General features: G+C 66.4%; 19 protein-coding genes. 6 read left to right on the top strand and 13 right to left on the bottom strand.

Annotated elements, in window-relative coordinates; all coding sequences use genetic code 11:
• Positions 1-101: 101 nt before the first annotated feature.
• The 7 genes from OXG79_09105 to OXG79_09075 all read right to left on the bottom strand — a co-directional run bounded on the left by OXG79_09105 (position 102) and on the right by OXG79_09075 (position 3612).
• Positions 102-236, bottom strand: coding sequence for a hypothetical protein (locus OXG79_09105; protein MCY3783929.1), 135 nt, complete (start codon positions 234-236; stop codon positions 102-104).
• Entirely contained in the window at positions 233-739 is a 507-nt protein-coding gene (locus OXG79_09100; GenBank protein MCY3783928.1) for a hypothetical protein, read from the bottom strand. The genes OXG79_09105 and OXG79_09100 overlap by 4 nt, the downstream gene beginning before the upstream one ends.
• Positions 740-889: 150 nt before the next feature.
• Positions 890-1936, bottom strand: coding sequence for a hypothetical protein (locus tag OXG79_09095; protein ID MCY3783927.1), 1047 nt, complete (start codon positions 1934-1936; stop codon positions 890-892).
• Between the two features lie 213 nt (positions 1937-2149).
• Positions 2150-2602 carry a hypothetical protein gene (locus OXG79_09090; GenBank protein MCY3783926.1) on the bottom strand — a complete coding sequence of 151 codons (453 nt, stop codon included), beginning with the start codon at positions 2600-2602 and terminating at the stop codon, positions 2150-2152.
• On the bottom strand, positions 2602-2787 hold the full coding sequence (locus OXG79_09085; GenBank protein ID MCY3783925.1) for a hypothetical protein: 186 nt from the start codon (positions 2785-2787) through the stop codon (positions 2602-2604). Before OXG79_09085 ends, OXG79_09090 begins: the two co-directional genes overlap by 1 nt.
• 79 nt (positions 2788-2866) lie before the next feature.
• Positions 2867-3217, bottom strand: coding sequence for a hypothetical protein (locus tag OXG79_09080; protein MCY3783924.1), 351 nt, complete (start codon positions 3215-3217; stop codon positions 2867-2869).
• A gap of 53 nt (positions 3218-3270) precedes the next feature.
• The gene (locus OXG79_09075) at positions 3271-3612 is read right to left on the bottom strand and encodes an AsnC family protein (protein MCY3783923.1); all 342 of its coding nucleotides are present in this window, start codon (positions 3610-3612) and stop codon (positions 3271-3273) included.
• A 1306-nt stretch (positions 3613-4918) separates the two neighbouring features.
• Here OXG79_09075 and OXG79_09070 point away from each other — a divergent pair.
• Together OXG79_09070 and OXG79_09065 are read left to right on the top strand one after the other, a co-directional pair.
• Complete coding sequence (locus OXG79_09070) at positions 4919-6922, top strand: serine protease (protein MCY3783922.1); 2004 nt, start codon at positions 4919-4921, stop codon at positions 6920-6922.
• Between the two features lie 228 nt (positions 6923-7150).
• Positions 7151-7966 carry a hypothetical protein gene (locus OXG79_09065; protein ID MCY3783921.1) on the top strand — a complete coding sequence of 272 codons (816 nt, stop codon included), beginning with the start codon at positions 7151-7153 and terminating at the stop codon, positions 7964-7966.
• A 125-nt stretch (positions 7967-8091) separates the two neighbouring features.
• Here OXG79_09065 and OXG79_09060 read toward each other — a convergent pair whose 3' ends face one another.
• Genes OXG79_09060 through OXG79_09050 form a run of 3 tightly spaced genes read right to left on the bottom strand, consistent with a single transcriptional unit; the run spans position 8092 to position 14289 of the window.
• The gene (locus tag OXG79_09060; protein ID MCY3783920.1) at positions 8092-11283 is read right to left on the bottom strand and encodes a helicase-related protein; all 3192 of its coding nucleotides are present in this window, start codon (positions 11281-11283) and stop codon (positions 8092-8094) included.
• A complete protein-coding gene (locus OXG79_09055; GenBank protein ID MCY3783919.1) occupies positions 11280-13082 on the bottom strand; it encodes a phospholipase D family protein in 1803 nt (600 codons plus the stop codon). Before OXG79_09055 ends, OXG79_09060 begins: the two co-directional genes overlap by 4 nt.
• Positions 13069-14289, bottom strand: coding sequence for a DUF6361 family protein (locus OXG79_09050; protein MCY3783918.1), 1221 nt, complete (start codon positions 14287-14289; stop codon positions 13069-13071). The genes OXG79_09055 and OXG79_09050 overlap by 14 nt, the downstream gene beginning before the upstream one ends.
• 252 nt (positions 14290-14541) lie before the next feature.
• On the opposite strand from OXG79_09050, the gene OXG79_09045 reads away from it, so the two are divergent.
• Genes OXG79_09045 through OXG79_09035 form a run of 3 tightly spaced genes read left to right on the top strand, consistent with a single transcriptional unit; the run spans position 14542 to position 19489 of the window.
• Positions 14542-18087, top strand: coding sequence for a TM0106 family RecB-like putative nuclease (locus tag OXG79_09045; protein ID MCY3783917.1), 3546 nt, complete (start codon positions 14542-14544; stop codon positions 18085-18087).
• Between the two features lie 11 nt (positions 18088-18098).
• Complete coding sequence (locus tag OXG79_09040; GenBank protein MCY3783916.1) at positions 18099-19070, top strand: ADP-ribosylglycohydrolase family protein; 972 nt, start codon at positions 18099-18101, stop codon at positions 19068-19070.
• Positions 19067-19489 carry a hypothetical protein gene (locus OXG79_09035; protein MCY3783915.1) on the top strand — a complete coding sequence of 141 codons (423 nt, stop codon included), beginning with the start codon at positions 19067-19069 and terminating at the stop codon, positions 19487-19489. Before OXG79_09040 ends, OXG79_09035 begins: the two co-directional genes overlap by 4 nt.
• Here OXG79_09035 and OXG79_09030 read toward each other — a convergent pair whose 3' ends face one another.
• Positions 19490-20524 carry a D-2-hydroxyacid dehydrogenase gene (locus OXG79_09030; protein MCY3783914.1) on the bottom strand — a complete coding sequence of 345 codons (1035 nt, stop codon included), beginning with the start codon at positions 20522-20524 and terminating at the stop codon, positions 19490-19492.
• 163 nt (positions 20525-20687) lie between these two features.
• Positions 20688-21683 (bottom strand): restriction endonuclease, encoded by a 996-nt coding sequence (locus OXG79_09025; protein MCY3783913.1) that lies wholly within the window; start codon positions 21681-21683, stop codon positions 20688-20690.
• 695 nt (positions 21684-22378) lie between these two features.
• Here OXG79_09025 and OXG79_09020 point away from each other — a divergent pair.
• Positions 22379-23356: an amidohydrolase family protein gene (locus tag OXG79_09020; GenBank protein MCY3783912.1), complete on the top strand. Its 978-nt coding sequence runs from the start codon at positions 22379-22381 to the stop codon at positions 23354-23356.
• Between the two features lie 163 nt (positions 23357-23519).
• Here OXG79_09020 and OXG79_09015 read toward each other — a convergent pair whose 3' ends face one another.
• Positions 23520-23807, bottom strand: coding sequence for a DUF1330 domain-containing protein (locus tag OXG79_09015; protein ID MCY3783911.1), 288 nt, complete (start codon positions 23805-23807; stop codon positions 23520-23522).
• Positions 23808-23859: the final 52 nt, after the last annotated feature.

Genomic DNA, 23859 nt, shown 5'->3' with positions numbered 1-23859 from the left:
TCAACCCACCTGGGCGATGCCTCGGCAAATAAGCCAGAGCCCGCGCGGCACGCCGCGCGGGCTCCGGGCGTCCTGCGTTGCGTGGCCCCTACATCGTGGGGCTAGCGGCCGGCCCGCGAGTGGTCGCGCTGGGCGGCGCGGCGTTGGGCCGCGGCCACGCTGGATTCCGCCGCCAGCTGGATGGCGTAGAACTGCACCACGCGCGCCGGCATGCGCTGGAGTTCCAGCCAGCTCACGCCGAGGTAACGGGCGAGATAGAGGTCGCTCCATCCGTCGGGGAAGGCGCCGTGCCCGTGGTAGAACCGTTCAAGCGCGGCGCGGAGGCTTCCCCCTCGTCGGTGCCGATCGTGGACAGCCGCACGATCTCCAGGAAGGCCGCGCGCGCCGTCTCCGGGTCGAGCCGCGCCACGCTTTCCGGCGTCACCGCATCGGCATACGACCAGCCGACGATCCCGGACTCCAGCGTCACGCGCTGGTCCATCCGCTGCGCATAGGGCTGCCGCTCGCGCTGGCGGCGCGCCTGGCGCTCGGCGGCGTCGGCCTGCGCCGGCGTGATGGTGGCGAGGAAATCCTTCGACGCCCCGTCCAGTGACTTCACCGCCGACTGCATGGCCTGGCGCGCGCCTTCCGCGTCGGCGGCCGCCGCCTCCAGCCAGGTCAGCGGGCGCAGGCGCATCCATGCGCCCGGCTCATGGGGAATGTCCCATGTGTGACCTGATTCGTGATCGATCAACGCCATCGTCCGGCGCTCCTTCTCCGTGCGGTCGCCGCGGCGACCGCTGCATAGCCCGCGGGCCGCGCCCCAACCCGTCGGCCCTGAGCTTGTCGCAGGGGGCCAAACGGGTTGGGGCGCACGTCGACGCGGGTCTTTTCCGTGTTCGGTGCCTGCTTAGGGGTAGCTGGCGAGGCTGTTCTGCACCGCCACCTGGATGTCCTGCGCCTGCGTCGACTCGTAGGCCGACAGCAGGTGCACGCTGGTGATCAGCAACCCGTCGCGCTCCCGCCCGCGCTCTTGCAGGCTGTCCTCGGCGTGGTAGTAGGCTCCGTCGATGCGGATGAACCGATGCAGTCCGTCATCCGGACTCTTGAACGCGGACCCGTTGAGCTGGACCCGCACCGCCCGCAGGGTGCCGTTGTCGCGGGCCGCCTCCTCCGTCTGCACCAGCTTGCCGCTGGCCGGGTCATGCACCACGTCGAACATCAACTCCGCCTGGCGGATGCCGACCTCGTAGTTCGAGAAGTCGAGATCCGCCCGGTTGTCGAAGTAGTACGCCGGCCGCACGTGGCCGCTGAACCGCCATGTCAGGCCGTAAACCTGGCCGGTGATCGGCGTGGTGCCCAGGGTCGCCCAGGCGCCGTCGATCGAGACGGCCCAGCGCGAGTTCGCCGCATAGGCCGGCGACCCCGCGGACAGGGACGCGGTCGCCGCGCCGTCCGTGGTCTTGCGGGCCATCATCACGTAGCGCAGCTCGGGCAGGCCGTCCTCGGTGGCCGTGATCTCGATCTCGGTCGTGAAGCCGTAGGCGGCTTCCATGCCGGCGGTGGCCGTTGGGCTGCCTTCCTCGAACTCGAGCGTGAACGTGTCCGGCACCGGGTCGCCGGCCACCGGCGGGGTGAAGGTCCAGAGCCGCGACTCGCCCGTGCCGGGCTCGGTCGGCGTGACGGCGCCCTTCATGCCCGACAGCAGCGGCAGTAGCACGTCGTCGAAGTTCAGCCAGTCCTGCACCTCGAACTCCGTGCCGTGGCGCGTGGCGACGGGGGCGTTGACCACGCGCGCCAGTTGGCCGGTGATCAGTCCCTCCAGCCGCTCCTGCTGCAGCTGGCGCCTGTAGAGCGCTTGCCGCATGGGTACCCGCCGCGTCGCGGCGACGGCGGTGCCGCGGGTTGCTTCCTTGCCGACCTGAATCTTGGTGAGCGCGCGAATTCCGCTGCTCATGCGCTAATCCTCCCGTGTCGGCGTGGCCGACCTCGTTGATGCCCCGCCCCGGCGCTTCGTGGCCGGCGGCTTGTCAGGCTGGTGTGGGAAATCCCTGCTCGGCATGAGCGGACGCCGCCAAGCGGTCCGTTCCTCTCATGCGTTCCGTCATGTGCCGACACGCCTGGCTGAGCATTCCCGGCGCGCCGTTGCATCGCTGCATGTTGATTGCTCCTAAGGCGCAAAGGTGTGCGCCTCGACGATCACCACATCCACGAACTCGTCCGTTCCCACGTAGCTGCGGTTCGCCCATTCCGCCCGCACCAGCGTCGGATCCTCGCCCCGCCGCGACGCCTCGGTCACCGCCCCGTTCAACGTCACGTCCGCGTCGAGACTGTTTCCCAACTGCACGTGGAACGCCGTGGCAATCTCGGCGGCCCGGGCCGGGTCCGCGTTGGCGACGAACAACTGCATCCGCACGGTGTAGAACAGCCGCCGCTGGCTTGCCCCGCGCTCCTCACGGTCAAACGTCCAGGTGTTGACGAAGCACGGTGTCTTGGGAAACTCGGTGGCGGGATCCGGTGGGTACTTGTAGGCCGCCCTGATGGAGGCTGCTATCGGTGTCGTGATCGACAACCCTTGTTGCAGCGTCACGATGCGGTCGAGGGCGCCGGCGATCGTGCCCATCAGCGGCACTCCGACGCTGGCGCCGACAGGCCCAACCGGTCCGTGATGGCCCCGCAGTCGATCACGGTTCCGTCGCTATCCGCCTTGAGCGCGGCACGGAACGTGCCGCAGGTCAGGTCCAAAAGCTGGGTCTCCTTCCTCGCCATGGAGACGAGCACCTCGCTGGCGCTGGTCGGCATGGCCATGTCCAACACGCTATGTGTAGGGCTCGCCAAATCCATCGTTGACATAACGTTCAGTGGTGGTCGCACGGAGAAGGGGACGCTATCCGGGCCTACGCCGGCATGCGCTCAGATACCTCGGATTCGCGCGCGCTTGCGCCTGCCGCCGCTGGCAGATCCGAACCACGGCCAGGCACAAGTCCGAGACCTCAACGGTTGGCGGATACCCCAACAATTCATGCACGTCGTCCATGAACCGGATGCCATCGGCTTGCAGCTGATCGCGGCGGGAGGTCCAACGCCAGCCCACGTCTCCAGCCGCGTCAAGCTTGGCGCGCGCATAGATCGAGAGCATGAGTTCTTGCTCAGGCGTGAGGCGGTTCGTGGACCGCACCGTTGGATGCCGGCCGACGGCGGCCGAGCTTGCAACGGTCTCCGGAATCAAGCTGGTCACGGGAGTGGTCGCGTCTTGCGCTTTAGCCCTCTGGCGAAGGCTCGTGGAGCCGCTCACGTCTGGACGGCTTCGTACTGTGCGGGGTATGTGCCAGGCACCTGCCGTGCGTATTGACGCGTGATCAGTCGGCGCACCCGCGCGCGGGCCGTCTCTCCCTTGATCCCAAGCGCCTCGCCGAGCTGAGCGGCCGTGATCGGTCCAAGGGCCTGCAGCGCACGATAGGTCGGCTCAAGCACCTCGGTCGGCCGCAGGGGACGATGCTTGCGAGTGGCGAGGAGCGCTGCCTTGTGATGGACGGTCCACACACAATCAATGCACATCACGCGCGGCTGCCGTTCCGGCCGCAGCGTCCGCATCCAGCCAAGTGGCAGCAGCCCGCCGGGCAGGTTGGCCATGGCGCCGCAGCGATCACACCTCACCGTGGCGACCGTCACGCTGGCGCCCACCCGGCCGAAGCAGGAGGCTTGCGCACTGCCCACGGGGGTTGGCGGCCTTACGCGCGGGAAACAGGGGGCGGTGCCGTTGCCCTGCACTTGCCGAGAACCCCGCTCAGCAAGGCCCGGTCGACGCCCGCGGCGGCGCTGAGACGGATGGCACCCTCTGGCCCCTTCTCGGGTGAAGGGGCCGCAGATGAAACCCCTACGGGATGTTCGTTGCACGAGCACCAGTTGTTCGGTATTTGTTCGGTATTCGTACGCTACGTGTAGACGTTGAGGACGTCAAGCGGCTCTGCGCCGGGCATGCCAGGAGATGCGAAGGACCCTGGGCACCGCCAGTACGATGCCCTCGACCTACGTTGAGGTGGATGGCGACGCCGCGTCGCTATGCGCAGCAGCGGCAATTCCGGGTCTAGGGCCCCATGGGCCAGATGATTGCGCTGGCGCTGATTCCATGTCGCCCCGGGACTCGCGTCGAGATCGATCGCCGCGTCCCGCCACTAGGGGCGTGCGATACGCCCGTGTGGTTTCAGCCGCCGGGAATGGCGCAACACCAGCCTAGGGAACGAGTACATGAAGGGAACGCCGGTCGCGCCTGCATCAGGTCCCCTCAACTGGCACTGGCCTGCCACACGACCATGGCGGTCCGTCTCCCCAGATCCAGTGCCGAGGGATACATATAGATGTCGCCGATTGGCGACGGATCGACGACATATCGTCGAACGTTGGGCACTAGCCTTTGCCTCAGAGTTGGCGCCGGCAAGTGCACGAACAGAAGGGAACACCAGGGAAGAACGCGCCAGGTAGACGAAACCTTGAGGGGCTAGTGGCCTCCGGGCTGTGTGGGTTCGAGTCCCGCCCTCGGCACCACGATTTGCCGGCTCGGACCCGCGAGTCTGGCCCATTTGCGGAGCCGTCGGGAACGCGGCAGCCATGCCGGCTGTTCCCGATCGACTGGCGAGGATCCTGGCGAAGCCGCGGGCATTCCCGCCTTCGTCCGCGCCCGCGTTCGCCGTATCTCTCGATAGTTTGCCCAGATCGCCGAACCTCAGGGGCAGAAGCGCACCGGTAGGCTAGTACCAGACCGGCCTGATACGTTAGGACGCAATCGAGGCCTGATAGTTTGGGTTGAAGTGACGCGGACGTGGACGGTTGCCCCGATGTGGCCCAGGCGTCACGACAGCGACGCGGTCGCGACCCGAGAGCGTCCGGCCAGGGCGTGAACGCTCAAATCACTGGCCGCGGCTTGAGAACGCTCGCACCAATGTCGTGGAAGCGAGCCCGCATCGCGGTGCCGCTGCTCGCGCTGGTGCTGTGGGCGGTGGCCGTGCCGCCTGGCGCCCACGGCGCCGAGTCGGGCTTCGCGACGGCGGAGGTTGCGCGCACCCAATTCTTCGAGCCCCTGGAACACAACGTGGTGGACATCGCCGGGACCTTGCTCGACGGCGCCAAATTTCGCGCCGACTTCCTGGCGAACTACACCCGGACCGGCGGCATCGAACGCTGGGGCTACCCGACCTCCGCCATCGTGGAGGAGCGGCCGGGCACTTTGACGCAGTACTACCAGCGCGGAGTCATCGACTGGCAGCCGCCGCCGGACGGCGGCGAACCCACGTTCCTGCGCCGGCTCGCCTGGGACTATCTGGGCGGTGGACTCGGCGGCTCCATCGACCAGGGCGTCGAACCGCACCTGACCAATCCCAACCCCGGCGAGCCGCTCGGCCCCTGGGGCCACAAGGTCTCCAACCTTTCAGTGGACGGCGAGAGCATCGGCTTCGCCGACTTCTTCCACCGGCTGGGCGGGGTGGCCTCGTTCGGCTTTCCCAAGACCGATGCGCGCGCGGACGATCATGAGGACGCTGACTTGCACATCCCCGGCCGCCCGCCCGACAGCCGCATTCGGCAGTACTTCCAGGCGGCGGTGCTCGAATACCACCCCGAGTCGCCCGCAGCGCCCGTCCAGCTCCGGTTGCTGGGCGACACCCTGCGCGACAGCCGCTATCCCTACCGTGCCTGGCAGCAATACCTGGCCTTTGGCCCGGAAGCGCCGCTCGCGGTCGGCGACCAGCTGGAGCTTGGGCTGGAGAGCCGCCGGGGCCCGTATGGGGTCACGCCCGAAGACGTGGCCAGATTCGTGGAGCTGTCCCTGCTGCGCGTCGCCACGGACCAGGCGTGCGGGACGGGCTTTGTCGTTACTGCGAGCGGCTATGCGGTCATCCCCTGGCACCTGGCGTTGGACGCGGCCACGTTCGTGGTGACGAGCCCGCGGGGCTACACCGCCAACGCCGAGTTCGTCGCGGGCTACGCCCAGCAGGACTTTGCCCTCATCAAGGTTGAAGGCGACGGGCACATTCCCGTGGAATGGGGCTCAGCCGAGGACCTGGCCCAAGCGACCGGCCTTGTGGCCATCGGCTACGACGCCACGAGCGCGCCGGGAGGCCGAGCGGAGGAGTGTCGCTCGGAGCCGACGGCGACGCCGCTCATTGCCTGGTTGCTGGAGCCTGGCCAGCCGGCCGTCCTCGCCCCGGTGCTCGACGCCGGCAACGGCGGTGGTCCAGTCGCCACCACCGCGGGGCGCGTGGTGGGCATGGCGGCCAGCGTCTCGCCCGAGATCCGCAGGCTCGACTCGCTGTTCTTGGCGACAGAGGCTCAGGTGCTGGTGGGCGCCTGGCTGGATGACATTGCGCGTGGCGTAGCCCCGGCGCGTTCGGTGCGCCCGCTCTTCGACCGCTTCCCGCTGCTTGAGCGCGCGAGCATCGCGTGTCCACGGGACGCAGTGGCCGAAGGGCGGTATGGCGAGATGGCTCTTTCGGTTCGAGGCGGGTCTATTGAGCTCACGGCGGACGTGTGGTTGAATCCCGCAGCGTTGTCTTTCGCGCGATTGCGATTCGAGGGCACCGTTACGCCGTTTGCGAGAGCCGACATAATTGTCTTCGGGGAATACTATGACTATATGCGCCATACGCGCCAATCGATATCGTGGGTACGATTGGGAGCCGATTACGAGGGCGACAGGACATTTGTGAAGCGTTTCGTACACCCGGATATAGTCGACGATGTAGTCGGCGGGGCGAGATTCCATTTGAGATTCATCTATGATCGTAATTCCGTTGCATTATTTATCAATGGAGAGGCGGTGCATCACGAATCTGGTCTTCAATACGGCGACGATATTACGTTGAATCTTGGATGCACCGGTCCAGACCAGCCAAATAGTATCTATTACTACAATGTACGCGTCACCGGCCACCTCATTCCAAGCACCTAGCACGCGCATTGCGAGAGAACTCACTCTCGTTCGGAACGGCGGTTGCGGGGCGCCGGTGACTTGATCGGTCCGCTGAAGGCAGGTGGTCAGGCGGCTGGCCGGGCTGTGGAGGTTCGAGTCTCACCCTCGACGCCACTCAAGTCGCGGGCCAAACGTGGTCTCGGCGGGCGTGGCACGTCTACCATGCAGGCCGGACGGCAGGATTGAACTGAGCGGCGGCCGCATTCAATGAGGATCGTCTGCTGGAATATGGCGCACTCGCGGAAGGCGTGGGATGCGCTGGTCGAGATGGACGCGGTTGACATCGCGCTCTTGCAGGAAGCCTCACGCCTGCCCGACGACCTCCGCCATCGCGTCGACGTCGACGACAAGCTCTGGGACGACCACAGGCTCTGGCCCGGGCGCGAAGACGCCGCCTTGGGCTATCCCTCGGTTGTGGCCCGGCTCTCCGAGCGGGTCTCCACCAGCTTCATCGCGACGGGGCCGATGGCCGATGCCTTCAGCCACGACTTCTACACGAGCGAGTGGGGCACGCTCGGCGCCGCGATCGTGAGCCCGATTGACGAGGACGAGTCCCTCATCGTCGTCTCCATGGCCCCGTACTCCAATGCATTCACGCGCGAGTCGGGCTCGCCGAGTCGTCGCGAGCCCATCGGCTCGCTGCATCGGCTGATCTCCGATCTCTCGCGACTGGTCGGGCGCCAGAGCCGCGTCATTGCCGCGGGCGATTGGGCCATCCATCCAGGCTGGAGCACTTATCCGACTCCGATCTGGAATGAGCGGGAGGCGCTGCACTTCCAGACAGCCTTTGACCGAATGCGGGCGCTGGGCTTTCGCAAAGTCAATCTCAAGGGGCGCCACGGCAATCGTGGAAATGTCGTGACGTTCCAGTCCATGGTCGAAACGCCTGCCCAGGCCTGGGCGCAAGCCGACTACGTTTTCGCCACCGAAAACATCGCCGACCGCGTGTGGGCCCGCGCCCTCAACAGTCCCGACGACTGGGGCCCAAGCGACCACTGCCGCATCGTCATCGACCTTGCCTGAGACTCGACGTTCGAGGCCATTGACGTCATCTCCCGAGACTCTCGATTGAAGGACTCGTCGCGGAGCCGGCCTCAACTCTCCCAGCGCCTCGATTGACGACCACGTCGCGGCGGATGCCGATCGGTCTAGCGCATCGCTCCCGGAACCGGGGGACGCAGGTCGATCCTGAGGTCCGCCATCCGGTCCGGCCTACCGGCGATGCCGCGACGCTCCAGGGCGGCCAGCATGTCTTCTTGCCGCGGCTGACCGAACGCCAGGCGATAGAGCGCCAGCGATTCCTGCAGCCGCGCCCATCGATCCTCGTCGCGACTCAGGGCAAGGGCCATGATTCGTCGGTGGATTTGGGCACTTCCCGGATATATCCAGCAGGGGGAAAGGCCGCCTAAACCGCGGTCGCTCTCCGCGGAGGCAGTTTCGAAGACCGCGGCCCAGGGGTCCCTAACTCCGGGAGCCAGTGCTGCCGATCGATGTGCGGCTGCGACATTCTTGCGGATCGCGTGGCCCTTGTAGCGGTCCACTCGGCCCTCACGCTGCTCGAAATCGACGGGGTTTCCCGGCAGGTCCCAGTGGACGACCGAGTGACACCACCAATGGAAGTCAATTCCCTCCTGGCCGACGGAAGTCGTGGCGAGCACGAACGGCCAGAACGGCGAGTTGAACGCAGCCCGGATCTCGGGGAGCCTTGCTTCATCTTGGCTCTGTCGGGCGCTGCCAAACCGCATCGCATAACGGCTCGGGAACGCGATGCCCTCGCCGTCGAAGTTTTCGATGTCGGTTGCGCGGTACACCGATTCTCGAACGGCAATCGCGCGCCGTGCCGTTGCGGCAAGCGCGATCAGCCCCTCATCGGTAGTCGTGTTGACGCCTGCTTCCCCGGCGAGGTGGTGGATGTATTCATCCAAGACGGCTTGCAGACCCCCGTCGATGCAGTAGCGAGCCACCCTGCGCCAATAGATGCCGTCGTCGTCGCGTGTGCTGCCGGAGCCGGCGTACAGGCTGTCCAGAAGCAGTATCGAGACGGGCCGGGCGAACACGCTCCTCAAGCCGGAAGCGAGGATTGCCGCTGCGCGCCATTGCCCTAACTCGGTCACACGGTCGTCCGCCCGCTTCAGCCGGTTGAGCGCTCGCCACGCGATGTTCCCCGGCGCTCCCAATCCGAGAAGCGCGCTGGTCGTGAGCAAGTCTGATGGTCGTTCCGATTCTGGATACTCGCCGCCAAGGGCGGTGAGCGCGTGCTCCACATGCGTGTCCAGCGCGCGGTGCTCCGGAGTGTCCCCTGCCAGTGCCTCGGTCAAGGTGCTCTGGTGGACGCCGAGGAGCGCGGAGGCCAGCGAGCCGTCACGATCGGCATGAATCGGCGCGAACCAATGCCAGACCGCGCTCGCCGTGGAAGCCGTGTGGCCGGCCGGACCGACGACGGGTTGCATGCGCTCCTGGGCCCACTCGAGGAGACGCTCCACGCTCGGCAGCTCGGCGAGGTCACGCGCGGCGTCCAGCGGATCGGTGCAGGACGCCAGCGCCGGTTGCGGCCAGAACAACGCCAGCGCCGACATCGAGGCGGGCCGGCCCTCGTGCATCCGAAAGTCGAGCCGCCTCGAAATGGCCGCTCGGGCCGCGGGCGTGTTCTCGATATCAGACCCCCTGGCCTTCGTGAAGATCCGTCGCTGGACCTCGTAGCTCAGGAGCGATGCGATGGCCGAAGGAGCGGCGACCCAGCTCGAGAAAATGAGCTTCTTGGTGATCGCGGTCGAATCGATCGACGTGTACGGACCGCCGAGTCGGTGGTAGGGCAGGGAGGGCGGCATCCAGAGCAACTGCCACCAGCCGGGACTGAGCGTCTCCTCGGCTAGCGCTCGCATTCGAGCATTGGCCCACTCGACCGGCCGGAAGCGTTGAACACTGGGTCGTGCGATCCGCTGGGCGCCGCGAAACATCGGCATCAATCCGGCCCGCCGATCCGGAATCTTCATCGCGTCGCGGACGTGTTCTCCCACCTGATATCCGGTCAGAAAATTGAGAAAGTAGGGGGCTGATTTCCAGTACTCGACGCTCAGCGGAGCCCTGACCGCGTCGGCGACCCGCCGCAATGCGACGTAGCCCAAGAAGTCGTCCGCCTGGACTCCGAACCGTCCCCTGGTCGGCGCCAGCGTGGTGACCTGGCGCGCGCCCGTGGGCCGCTCGGTGCGAGCGATCCATCTCCGGAGCTGGGCCTGCACACGATCGCGGATCGTCGCCGTCGGCTCGCCCGCGAGCGCCGCCTGCCGCAGCGCGTCGAGATCGGCGCGAAGGTTGTCCACCGGTTCGTTCGAATTGGCGAGGAATCCCAGGGTCTTCAGGAAGTCTTCGTAGTGCCCACCGCCCTCCGCGGTCTCTTCGGCATACGTGAATGGTTTGTACGGCGTTGCCGACAGCAAGAGCACGCGCGCGTCGGATTGGGTGAACAAGTCATTGGCCAATTCGGCCGCTTCGCCGCCGGTCTTCACGTCGAGCAGATCCCGAAAGCGCTGAAACTCGTCCAGGATCACGAGATCCGGCTCCAGCGCATGGACCGCGGCTCGCGCGAGCATCCGGCGCAAGCTGCCGATGATCCTGCGAGCGGCCTTGTGCTGTCCCGCGGTCAGAGTCCGCCGTCGCGCGACTTTATCGATCAGTTCCAGGAGCGATACCCGCTCGCAGCTCCGGTCGAACGCCTCCAGGAACCTCCGGCGGATGCTGGATTCGAAGCGCTTGGCACGCGCGTGAGCGACGTACGACTTGACGAATCGACGCCGGCTGGCCACGAAGCCTTGAAAGATCCGCTGCGCCGCCGTCGCCCGTGCGCGCTGCAAACCCAGGTGGCTGCGAAGGAGCACATAGAGCACGGCACGCTCCGCGGCCGTTCCCATCTGCCAGCCGGACTGAAACGACGTCGCCGGTGTGAAGGCTACGAACGTGGTCGGTTTTCCTTTGTCGCCCCTCGTCGGTTTCAGCACGTCCGGCTGCGTGATCAGCAGACTCAGCCGCGTGGCGAAGGTCGGGGTCTCCGAGTCGGAGTCGGTCACGTTGAGCTTGCGGATGTTCTGAGCGGCGATATCTGCGTTGGAGCACACGTAGACGATGTCGATGCGACCCACGCGGTCGACCTGCTGTAGGTGGTCGAGCGTGAGGGCGATGACCTCTCGCGCGACGTGCGTCTTGCCCAGCCCCGTCTCGTCGGCCACGAGAAATCGCCGCGACGAGTCCTGATCGAGATAGAGCCGCCGGAACGCGTGCACGGCGGTGGCCCGCTGGAAGTCGCTCAGCGCGCCCGCCGCGCCCTCACGGATCGAGAGCGTCATGGGTCGCCGGCGCGCATCGCGCGCCGCGCCTCCAGGGCCGGCAGCCAGACGTCGTCCCAGCCTCGAGGCAGGACGGCCGGGCCGGCCGCTGATCGGCGGAGATGCTCGACGATTTCCTCCAGGTGATCGATGGAGTCGGGTCTCTCGGACAGGGCGCGCGCCAGCAATTCCAGGACGCCCTGACCGGCGCCGGTCGACCAGCTCCCTTGCCCTTCGGCCGTCGTGGCCATGTCCACGACACTGGCGGAAGCGAAGCCAATGAGCAGGGCGAGCAGCCGCATGAACTTCTCCGGCGTGTCGATCTGCCGGGCCAGGATGGTCTGGAAGCGATCGGCTGGCGCACCGTGGAGCTTCGAACAGACGACGGCCGAGCATTGCACCGGTTTACCCGCGACCGTGTGGCTAACCGTGAGCCGAAGGAATGCCGTGATATCCGCGAGCTCGCGGGGCGGCAGTTCCACGTCGATCGGCTCCGCGGGACTGAGTGCGTGGGCCTCGTCGTCCCGGTTGTGGGGAGCGACGGTGAGCCTGGAGTCCTCGGGCATGGGCGGCAGCGTGCCATCGGCGGCAATCCGGGCAACCCATCCGTCGTCCGCTTTCGTGACAGTGGTGCGAAAGGCAACACGGGACGCAATGCCAAACAGCAGATCCGTGAGCCCCCGTTCGGCTTCGCTGGCTTCGTCCACCTCCGGCGCGGCGGCGGCAACGTAGGGCATGAGCATGGCGCGAAACGGAGCATTCTCGCCGACGATCGCATTGACCCCGAACTTCGCAACCGGGCCGACGAGCTCACAGAGGAATTCGACGTTGTGGCTGAAGCCTGCGTGGGTCGCATTGGCGGAGCCGACGAAGAGATGCGCGAGCCGAGCGCGCTCCACGACGAAGAGCTTGGCGTGCAGGTTGGTCGACAAGGTCTGGAACCCGTCGTCCTCGACATCATCCCCGGAAAGACTCGCCGTCGGATCAATCTCGTAGACATCCACGTGTTCGAGCGCGGCCGGGGGAAGGGCATTGAGCTCCTCGCCGCATGAGACGAGGATTGATGTCCGTCCGGCCTTGGGTCGGAAAAATCGCCGTAGCGCACCTGCGCCGAGGAACGGTGAAATCGCGAGCTTTCGATAGCCGCGGGAGTGCTCCTCAAACGCAAACGAGGGGGCATTCCGGAGTCCGATGGGGTGGAAGCGGGCCTCGCGAACGCCGGCAGGCAACTCCCACTCGACGCTGCGAAGTTCGTCGGCAAGCGTGGTGAGAATCGAGTGACGGCTCGGCGGCAATGGCGGGACGGCCATTTCGGGCAGCGCGCGAACGAACTGCGCCAGGGGCCCGCTGTTTGCGCTGGTTCGGTCTCCCGGCCGCCCGTCAAGCCGGAGGATGGTGTCCCAACTGCGACTTGCGGTGAGATTGCGCGAGAGCACGAGGAGCCGGTAGGAGAACTCCTGGGACGGACCGCGGAATCGGAGCACCCAGGTCTTCGGATGAAAGATGCTGCCTCGCCGAGGGGGCGCTGCCGCGTGGATGCTGCTCTCGAGCAGGGCCACCAGGTCGGACGGCCACTTGCCGGCATGGATGGCGCCGGCCTGACAGAAGATGTCCATGCGGCCGCTCATCGTGCGCAGCGCCTGCATGACCTCGACGGGATCCGACTGCTCGTCGAATTGAAAGCCCGCGAATGCAAGCGGGACCATGAGGGCGATTTCGAGATCGAGGGTGAACGTCGTCGCGACCGCGTGATCCAGGGAGTGCCGCGGGGGCGGCCGCAAGGCGTCGAGCAAGAGTTCCCGGCTATCAGGCGCCAGCACGACCGTTTTCCCGCCCGTCGGCCATGTCATTGAGCAGTCGCGCCACGACTCGCCAGCGAAACGTGAGGCGCCAGGATCCGGAGGCGCCGCCCCATTGACGCATGAGCCGGTCATTGCTGAGCCGCGCCTGGCCGCGCTTGTGCTGCTGTTCCCGTTTCCAGATCAACTGCCGCGCGTCGTCGTCGTCCGCGAGTCGTGCGCCGGGCTTGCCGCGTGCCAGTCCAACCCAGTCGGTCACGAATGACCGCGTCACCGCCGAGGCTGGATTCCCTCGAGCGGCAACCAGCGCCCACAGTCCGTTCAAGTCCCAGTTGCCGACATCGCTGCCGTCGAGTTCGGCACGCCACGCGTCAAGCTCGGCGACCAACTCCTCCCGGCGACCATCGAACTTGGAGAGCCCGAGCTTCTCGGCGCGCTCGGCGAGGAGCACGTTGTAGAGCAACGCGGCTCCGTGCATGGCGAGGGCGAAGCGGTGCGCTTCGTTGAGGGCGTCGCGAACGCGGCCGGTCACCCCATCGATGTTCGGGTCCTCCCAGGCATACGCGCTGGCGTCCGCGATCCGGCTGCGGCGGGCGACCAGGAATTGGAGCAGGGTCCCGGGCACGGCATTGACAATCTGCTCGGCGAGCCAGGTCGCCTCGTCGCGGGTGAGGGCAAAGTCGCATCGCTCGAGGTCGAAGAAGTCAGCCGGAGGCGGGGGCAGCGTGGGCGCCCAGAGGGCGTTGGAGTGACCGAGAAACTCGGTCGCGTCGTCCGTCTGGCGCGTGTGCTGCGGCAGGCCCACGATCTGCCCCGGCGTCACTTCGCGGCGCAATATTCCGAAGCGTCGCAGGGTGTTCCAATAGATGCCGGAGGGAAGGTGTCGGACGTCTGCCCCAGCGAAGCGGCCGATCAAGCCCTCCAAATCGCCGCCGTTGCGCAGCGCGCCAATGAGTTGACGTTCGTTCCACTCGACCCACTGGGTGAGCTTCGGGCCGACGTGTCCCCGACGCGCACCCTCGCGATACAGCCAGGGAATGAACAGGAGGTACCGGGCACGCGTGAGCAGCATCGAGGTCCCGGGAAACAGCGTGTTGCTGAGCGCATCGCGAATCCCGCCGATTCCCAGCTCGTCGCGACTCTCCGGCTGCATGAAGAACTTGATGATCTCGCGGGCTCTTCGTTGTTCAGCCTCGGAATGATCGAGCCACGCGAGCATGGCCGGCATGAATTGGCCTTCACTTGTAGCTACGCCCGAAAACTATCGTCGAGGGTCGGTCCTAGCCGCAAGGGCTACCGGGATTCAGACTCTCAGGCGCGTCGCGCCGATGTGGTCAAGGCCACACTCGCGCCTTGGCCCCGTAGCACTGACGTTTTCGCCACCTGCGGTTTGCCAAGTATGTTGGCGGGGCGCTCGCGCTGATCGCACGCGTGGCCGTCGCCCACGCGGCGGCCATGGGGACGGGCTGGTGAATCCGCGATGCAACTGATCGACGATCGGCTGGTCTATTCGGCCACCGATCTGGTGGCGTTTCTGGAGTGCCGGCACCTGGCCAACCTGGAGCGGGCCGCGGCGCTGCGTCATCTCAAGCGCCCATTTCAGGACGACCCGGTGCTCGACCGCATGGCGCGCCGGGGCCGCGAGTACGAGGAGCGATTCCTGGAATTCCTGCGGGCTCAGCATCTGGAAATCAAGGAAATTCGACCGCCCGATACCGTGTCCCCGGCGGGCGCAGTTGAGTCCGAGCACGCCGCCACGCTGCAGGCCATGCGGGACGGCGTTGACGTGATTTACCAGGCTGTGCTCCTCGACGACCGGCGGCTGGGCTATGCGGACTTCCTGCGGCGCGTCGAGTCGCCCAGCGACCTCGGCGCCTGGAGTTACGAGGTCTGGGACACCAAGCTGGCGCGCCGTCCCACGGCGCCGGCCGTGCTCCAAATCGGCATGTACTCCGACCTGCTGACCGCCATGCAGGGGCGGCAGCCGGACCGAATGCACCTGGCGTTGGGCGGGGTCGAGCGGAAGACGGAGAGCCTGCGAGTGGCCGACTTTGCGGCCTATTGCCGCCTGGTCGCCCGCGAGTTCGAAGCCATGCTGGACGAGCCCGCACCGGCAGTTCCGGTCGCCTCGAAGCCGGAGCCCGTCGGTCATTGCGACTTCTGTCGTTGGAGCCAGAGGTGCCGGGCTCAGTGGCGGCGGGAAGACGACCTGGCGCTGGTGGCCAACCTGACCTCCCGCCAGCGGCGGGCCCTGCACGCCATCGACGTGACCACGCGGCGCGGGCTGGCCAACCCCTCGCCGCCCCTGCCGGAACGCCTGGACGGCGTCAGCCAGGAGTCGCTGGAACGGGCGCAGGCCCAGGCGGCTATTCAGGTTCGCGGCGACGGACGGGTGATCTCGGAGCGCATCGCGCCCGAACGCGACCGCGAGGGCACGCTGGTTCCCGACCGGGGTCTCTGGGCGCTGCCGGAGCCGTCGCCGGGGGACCTGTTCCTCGACCTGGAGGGCGATCCATTCTTTGGCTCCGAGGAGATCGACGGCGTCGACTATCTCTTCGGCATCATCGAGCCTGGGCGGACGGACGCCGCGGGCGACCCAACGTTCCATGCGTTCTGGTCGATCGCGGACGACACGGTGACGCCGGCGGCCGAACGGCAGGCGTTCGAGGACTGCATCGACCTCATCATGAACCGCTGGGCCGACCACCCGGGCATGCACGTTTACCACTACGCGCCCTACGAAACCGGGGCCATGAAGCGGCTGGCCGGGCGCTACGCCACCCGCGAGTCGGAGGTGGATCAGCTCCTGCGCGGATGCGTGTTCGTGGACCTCTACCGCGTGGTGCGGCAGGGCATCCGGGCCTCGGTGGAGAGCTACTCCATCAAGCGTCTCGAGCCGCTCTATGGATTCAAACGGGAGGTCGATCTGCGCGACGCGGGCGAGAGCATCGTGGAGTTCGAGCACTGGCTCGAGCCCGACGAAGAGACCGATCGGGACGCGTTGCTGGAACAGATCAGGGCCTACAACCGCGACGATTGCCTGTCGACGTATCGCCTGCGCATATGGCTGGAAGTGCAGCGCTCCGCGCTTGCGAGGGAGCTTGGCGCCGAGGCCCCGCCGCGCCCGATGGTGATGCCGGTGGAAGAAACCGAGGACTCGGAACTTCAGCAGGAGGTGCAGGCACTCGTGGCCGAGCTCACCGCGGACCTGCCCCAGGATCTGACGGACGGCACGTCGCTTGACGATCCAGCCCAGCGCGGCCGCTGGCTGCTGGGGCAGCTGCTTGACTGGCACCGGCGCGAAGACAAAGCGTTCTGGTGGCGCTATTTCCACCTACGGGACGAGCTGACCGACGAAGAGCGCGTAAACGAGTCGGACGCGCTGGGCCGTCTGACCTACGTGGGCAGCGAGGCCGATCCCAGGCCGCGGTCCCGTTCCACGATCCATAGCTTTCGATTTCCGCCGCAGGACCACAAGATCGACGTCGGCGACAAACCGCACGATCAGAACGGCGTTTCAGTTGGCGAGGTGGTCGCGGTCGACGATCGGGCGGGCCTGGTTAAGCTAAGAGCCACGTCGAGCCGCACCGCGCCGGCGCCGACGTCGCTCATTCCCCACGAGCATGTCCGTCCCGGGCCGAAGCCGCCGAGCCTGTGGAATTTTGCCGCCTGGGTGATTGAGTTCGGCATCGACGCTCCTGGGCCATATCGGGCGGCGCGCGACTTGTTGCTGCGGCGTCCGCCGCGGGTTGGACAGGCCGAGGGCGCGCCGCTGGCGCGTGACGGCGAAGACGCCCAGGACGCGGCCCGGCGTCTGGTCCAGACGCTGGACGAGAGCTATCTGGCGATCCAGGGACCGCCCGGTTCGGGCAAGAGCACGGTCGGCGCCGAGATGATCGTGGACCTGGTGGAGGCCGGGAAGCGCGTGGGCGTGACGGCCAACAGCCACAAGGTCATCGGCGAGCTGCTCGAAAAGACGGCGCGGGTGGCCGAGGCGCGCGGAGTTGCGGTCAGGATCGGTCAGCGGACCAGTTACGGGACCGGCCAGCCGGCGTTCGCCGACGCCGTGCCATTGCCCCGAGTCGAGGATGCCTGCCGACAGCTCGCGACGGGATCGCTGGACGTGGTGGGCGGAACGTCGTGGCTCTGGGCGCGGGTCGAAGCCGAGGCCCTGGTCGACGTGCTCTGCATCGACGAGGCCGGGCAAATGTCGCTGGCCGACGCCGTGGCTTCGGCGCCGTGCGCCGACAGCCTGTTGCTCCTGGGCGATCCGCAGCAGTTGGATCAGCCGCTGCAGGGTGTGCATCCGCCCGGCGCGGATCGGTCGGTGCTGGCGCACGTCCTGGACGGCGCGCGGGTCATGCCGAGCGACATGGGCCTTTTCCTGGACGGCACCTGGCGCCTGCATCCCAGCATCTGCGCATTCACCTCGGAGGTCTTCTACGAGGACAGCCTGCGCTCGCACGACGGTCGCGAGAACCTGGAGCTGGCCGGTTCGGCCCCGTTCCAAGGGACAGGTCTGCGCTTCGTGGCCGTGGCGCATGAGCGCCGCGTCAGCGACTCGGAGGAGGAGGCCACCGCGATTGCCGACACCGTCGACCGGCTGCTCCGATCGCGCCCCGCCTGGACCGATGCCGACGGCGCGGCTCACACGCTGACCGCCGACGACGTGCTCATCATCACGCCCTACAACCGGCAGATTCGCCAGCTTGAGTCGCGACCTGAGCTCCGCGCCTTGCGCATCGGCACGGTCGACAAGTTCCAGGGCCAGGAGGCCCCGATCTCCGTCTACTCCATGGCCACGAGCTCCGCCGAAGAGGCGCCCCGCGGCATGGAGTTTCTCTACAGCCTCAACCGCCTCAACGTCGCCACCAGCCGGGCCAAGTGCCTGGCGGTCGTCGTGGCCAGTCCGGGCCTGCTCGCCGTGCGCTGCCGCACGCCCCGCCAAATGCACCTGGCCAACGCCCTGGCGCGGCTCTTCGAAATGGCGCACGACGAAATTCAGAGCTCCCTGAGGCTGCCGTAGGAGCTGACCACGTGAGCGCACCATCACCACGGGATCGCTTTCGCGGCTGCCTGCTGGGGCTCGCGGCGGGTGACGCGTTGGGCACGACGCTGGAGTTCAAACCGCCAAATACGCTTGAGCCAATCGACGACATGATCGGTGGCGGACCGTTTGGCCTGAAGCCCGGGCAGTGGACCGACGACACGTCCATGGCCCTGTGCCTGGCCGCGAGCTTGATCGAGCGGGGCCAGTTCGACCCAATGGACCAGATGCGGCGCTATTTCCGCTGGCGCTACGAGGGCTATTTCTCGTCAACCGGCACATGCTTCGACATCGGCAACACCGTCGCGAGCGCGTTGTCACGCTTCGTGGCAACCGGCGAACCCCTGGCCGGCTCCACTGACCCCCATACCGCCGGGAACGGTTCGCTCATGCGGCTGGCGCCAGTGCCGATGTTCTTTGCCGGCGATGCTTTCGAGGCAATCCGCAGGAGCGCCGAGAGCTCGCAAACGACCCACGGGGCTCAAGAAGCGATCGATGCCTGCCGCTACTTCGCCGGCCTGCTCGTCGGGGCCTTGCGCGGCGTCGACAAGGGCACCTTTCTCTCCCCAGGATATTGCCCGGACTTTGGTCGTTGGAAAAAATACTCCTTGGCGAGAAGGATCGCCGAGATCGCCAACGGGTCGTTCAAGCATCGCGAGCCTCCGGAGATCAGCGGAACCGGCTACGTCGTGGATTCACTGGAGGCGGCGCTCTGGGCCTTTCACAAATCCCGCGACTTTCGCGAGGGCGCACTCCTGGCCGCCAACCTCGGCGACGACGCCGACACCACCGCTGCCATCTACGGGCAGATCGCTGGCGCTACCTATGGCGCAGAAGCAATCCCAGCAAAGTGGCGAGACACGCTGACCATGGCGACGGAGATCACCTCGATGGCCGATAGCCTCTACGACCACGCGCGGCAATCCGAACGTGCAGATCTGCGCGTGGGCGATGCGTCGTGACCGCAAGAGTCACCGAGCAAAGCGGAGAAATCCGGGGCGTGAACGTGCGCTGGGTCCACGTTAGCGTCGAGGGACACACCGTCGAGCAGATCCTGATGTACGACGTCGCCGAGGCGGAGGCGGTCTACGAGCGACCGTTCGACGACGAAATGGACAGGCACATCCAGATGGGAATGTTTGCCATGGACCGCATTTCAGCCGATGGAACGATGGGCAAGGTCGCGTCCGCCACCAGCTACGTCCTCGACGGCAAGTGCATCCGCACGGCCAAAATCGAGCACTGCAGCGACATCGAGCCCATGAGCGCCGGCTGGCAAATCACCCAATCGGACGGCACCGAGGTCCAGCAGGAGCCGTGGAGTTGCGTGCCCGGAACGCCGCCGATTTCGCACAAGGACCTGACGACGGACTCCGGATGATCAGTACCCCGCCCGCACATCCACCCGATTGCGTAGCGGCTCGCCGCGGTCGAAGCGCTGCAGGTTGTCCGCGAAGATCGCGTAAATGCGGTCGAGCATGGTGTCGGACCAGCCGGCGTAGTGGGCAGTGAGGATGACGTTGGGCAGCGCCCAGAGGGGCGAATCCGGCGGCAGCGGCTCGGGCGTGGTGACGTCCAGACCCGCTCCGGCGATGACGCCATCTTGCAGCGCGTCGATCAACGCCTCCTGGTCCACCGTTTCGCCTCGCCCGAGGTTGATGAAGCACGCGGTGGACCGCATGTGACCGAACTGTTCCCGGCCAAAGAGGCGCACGGTGGCGTCCGTCAGGGGCGCGGCGTTGACCACCACGTCGGATTCGCGCAGCAACTCGCTCAACCGGTCGGGTCCCATGACCTCGTACACGAGCGCCGACGCGTCGCCGCGGTCCGAGTCGGCCAGCGGGTCGAGCGCCAGGTCGGCTAGTTCAGCGCTTGTCGCCGGAGAGTCGCCCGGCGAGCGGCGCAGCGCGATGACGCGCATGCCGATCCCACGCGCCCGCCGCGCCAGCGCCTGGCCCACGTCGCCGAACCCCACGATGCCCACGGTCTTGCCGGTCAGCTCGAACAGGTCGTCGCGGGGCTCGGGCGCGTAGCGCCTTGCCGCCTGCGACTCCAGCGCCGCGGGCAGTCGCCGGGCCAGCGCAAACATCAGCGACAGCGCATGCTCGGCGATCTGGACGCCGAATGCGCCGCTGGTGTTCGTGACGACGATATCGGTCGACGTGAGATCGACCGAAAGCAGCACGTCGACCCCGGCGCCCACGGTTTGAATCCAGCGCAGGTCGCGCGACTGTTCCAGGGCCTCCGCGGCAAGGTAGTTGCCGAAAAGGATCGTCGTGCCCGGCATCACCTCGGGCAGCGCGTCCGAGGAATACTCGCAGACGATCTCGAGCGACCGGTGCGGCAGCGCGGCGCGGACGCGGTCCACCAGCGTCCCGTCGGGGTCGTAGGTCAGAACGATGCGCTGGTCGGGCACGGGGGAGGCCAGTTAGTCCGGGCCGGTCGCGGCGGCCGGCGCGCGGGCGGAATTGGAGACGGTCGCTGCCAAGATCGCGGTGCGTTTCCGTGTCGATCGACATCTGGCCAGGCGCATAGTCTGGTCTAAGTTCGCCGATGGGTCCGCAGGCGATTCCTGAGGATCACCCCTCACCATCGTCGCGCACGAGCGTCCATATTCGCTCCAGCGGGATTTCGGCCTGGATTTGCTTCGGGAGATTCTCGTAAGTCTTGTAGATCGCACTCACTAGATTGTTGGCGTTCCAGAGCCTTACCCGGAAGAAGCTCTGTCGGGCCTCGCGCTCCAGGGCGCTCGTAAATCCACCCCAGCAGACGAGGAGTCCCTGATCGGCTCGGAAGGACTGCATAGTGCCTTGGAGGCTGCGAAGGATCGTGACGTCGGCGGGATCTGCGGTCGCTTTGACTTGAACGCAGATTCGCGGCCCTTCGAATCCGAGAGAGCCTCGGGCTGCCAGAATGTCCACTCCGCCGTCAGGCCCGGGCGTCGATGGCCATGTGAAATACCCCTGGGCCTGTAGTACGGCGTCAACGAGACGCGTGAGCTCATGCCCGGTGAAGTGTGCCCGAATACGGCCAACCACTTGCTCGCGCGCCAGATCGGCGACATCTGGGACTGCTTGGTCATCGCGTACTGTCTCGTCCCCGTTCTGGCTGGAATCTGACTCTGCGTTCGTCGCGTCTGTACCGGGGTCTTCCTGACCTTCCAAAATACTGGCGATTCGTGGCGCGGAATCGTTGCGGTGGATCCGACATACCGTCATGAACGCGCCTAGTGAATTGAGCAAGTCCTGCCCAAACTCAGATCGAGGAACGTCCGGCCGAATCCAATTGACCGATCGCGTGTGACGCTTGATTCCGTCGACTTCTTGGTAGCGATACGGTCCTGAGACACGCCCGAGAGCGACCAGGCCGCGTCGGGTCTTTAGCGGCAGCGCGACGATGTCGTTTAGGCGCATACGCAATGCAAACGCCGTCAACTGAGCTGCGAAGTTGCGATCGCGGCTCCTGGATCCACCGGCAAGGTGCTCCTGAACAAGAGCGAGTACCGCTGCCGCATCAGCGGCGGACGCTAGGTCGGGGATCTCGTGATAGCCAATAATCGCTAGGCCGTTATCCAAAGCGACGGACTCGTCCTCGCCTTGGGCACCCCCTCGGACAAGCCACACGGACGTGGGCGGATCTTTGTCTGTAGCTTGGTTCGCCTCGGGCGTCACGGTTGTGGTGCCTTGCTGGTGCTTCTGGCGAGGATTGACACAGTCTCAACCATATCGGTCGGCAGTGTACGACTGGTGATGTTTCCGGAGCGGTGCCGGCCGAGACGGTGACGGACTTGGGCGTCAAGCGGCGGCCGAGTGTTTGCATCGTCATGCGTCTGTTCACGAGGAGGCTGAGACGCTGGAGCGGCCACTCTCAGAGGATCAGGGAAGCGCCGGACGGCCGACGGCCGGGAGGAGGCGACGGCCGTGGTGGCCGATTCCCGCGGCTCTTAGATTCCTCGTTTCACTCGGAATGACGGATCGGTTGATCCAGCGTCGTGCCGCGCGGACGCTGCGCCAATCCGATACACCACCGCCCGCAACCCGTACCCTGGAGACCCCTGCGATACCCCTCCGTCATTCCGGCGGAAGCCGGAATCCAGTCCGGTCGAACCTGGGGGGCAGCCTGGATGCGTGGCGGAGGGGCGGTTCGCAAACCGCCCTTCTCTCCCGATGCAAACGGCTCGACCACGGGACCATCCCAGGCGATCTGAGTACCCTGCGCACATAGCCGCAAGGAGCGCCGCCGCCGCGCCTGTCCGAGAAACGAGGCACCAATGATCATCGACACCCAGGTCCACATCTTGGAGAAGGCCCACGGCGTGGAGCGCAGCATCCGGATGCACTACACCTGGCACGAAATGTCGGCCGAGTTGCTGCTCGACGAGATGAACTACGCCGGCGTGGACAAGTGTTTTCTCATCAGCTACACGGCCGAGGACATCTGGCCGGACCTTGGCGACACCTGGAACGATCCGGCCATCAACCGGATCACCAAGGAGTATTTCACCGAGGCGATCGCCGCCGCCGACCACGACCGCTTCATCTGGTTCACCGACCACATCAATCCCGATCGACCGGGATACCTCGACCGGATCCGGGAGGACCTCGACGCGGGGGCCGTGGGGCTCAAGATCTTCCCCGCCTATACCGGCCACTGGCCGTCGGACCCTGGCCTGTGCAAGGTCTACGAGCTGTGTGCCGAGCGTGACGTGCCCATCATCATGGCCTGGGAGCGCTGGAACGATCCGCGCCTTCGCGCCTGCATGTCGGACTACGAGGAATTCCTCGGCCTCTTCGATCCCGTCGCGCGCGATTTCCCGACGGTCAAATTCCTGCTGACCCACTGGGGCTGCTTCACCTGGGGCGACCAGTGGCTGGCCAACAGCCGCCCGCCGTTTCCCTCGCTCGATCCCTTCGTGGCGCTGCTCAATCGGCACGAGCACCTCTACACCGACATCGCCGCCATCACGATCTTCTTCGGCGACGAGATCGCCTGGAAGAACGGTGGGCTGGAAGGCCCGGAGTGGGAATACCCCTATGCCAACGGACTCGCCCTGCTGGAGGGTCTGGTCAGGGGTGCGGGCGTGGAGCGTGTGATGTGGGGCACGGATTGGCCCTGGACCGAGGGCCGCTGCACCTACAAGCAGAACCTCACCATGGTCACCACGCACGCGGACTTTCTCTCGGACGAGGAGAAGCGGCTCGTCCTCGGCGTCAACGCGGCGAAGTTCGCCGGGCTGTCGATCGACTGAGCATCGCCCGCCCGAGAGGGCTCAGGCGATAGCGGCTAGGAAACTTTTGGGCAAGCACACGGCCTTGGAGTGCACGGACCCCAATCCGTTCGCCCTGAGCTTGTCGAAGGGTTACCGAACGGATTGGGGTCGAGCCTACCGACTGAATTAGACCCTGCCTCAGTCACACGCCCTCGGCGATGACCACGCTGGCGCTCGCGGAGCTGACGCGAAGGTCCTTGATCGCCAGGAAATCGGCCGAGTTCAGCCACGCCTTGGCCTGGTCGACGCTGTCGAATTCGATGATGACGAGCCGGTCGGGAGCCCAGTCGCCGTCGACGACTTCGGTGGCGCCGCCGCGCACCAGATACCTGCCGCCGTGAGCCGCTACCGTTGCTCCGACCTTCTGGCGAAACTCGGCGAATGTCGCGTCGTCCGTAATCTCGTCATTCACGATCACGTATCCGGCCATCAGGGCCTGTCCTTTCGTCTGTTGGTGGGAGACGTTTCCACCAGGTCCAACG

The organism is Chloroflexota bacterium, from assembly GCA_026706485.1.
In the GTDB taxonomy this organism is placed as follows: domain Bacteria; phylum Chloroflexota; class UBA11872; order UBA11872; family UBA11872; genus JAJECS01.
The sequence above is the reverse complement of the archived record's forward strand: the minus strand, read 5'-3'. Positions and strand labels throughout refer to the sequence as shown.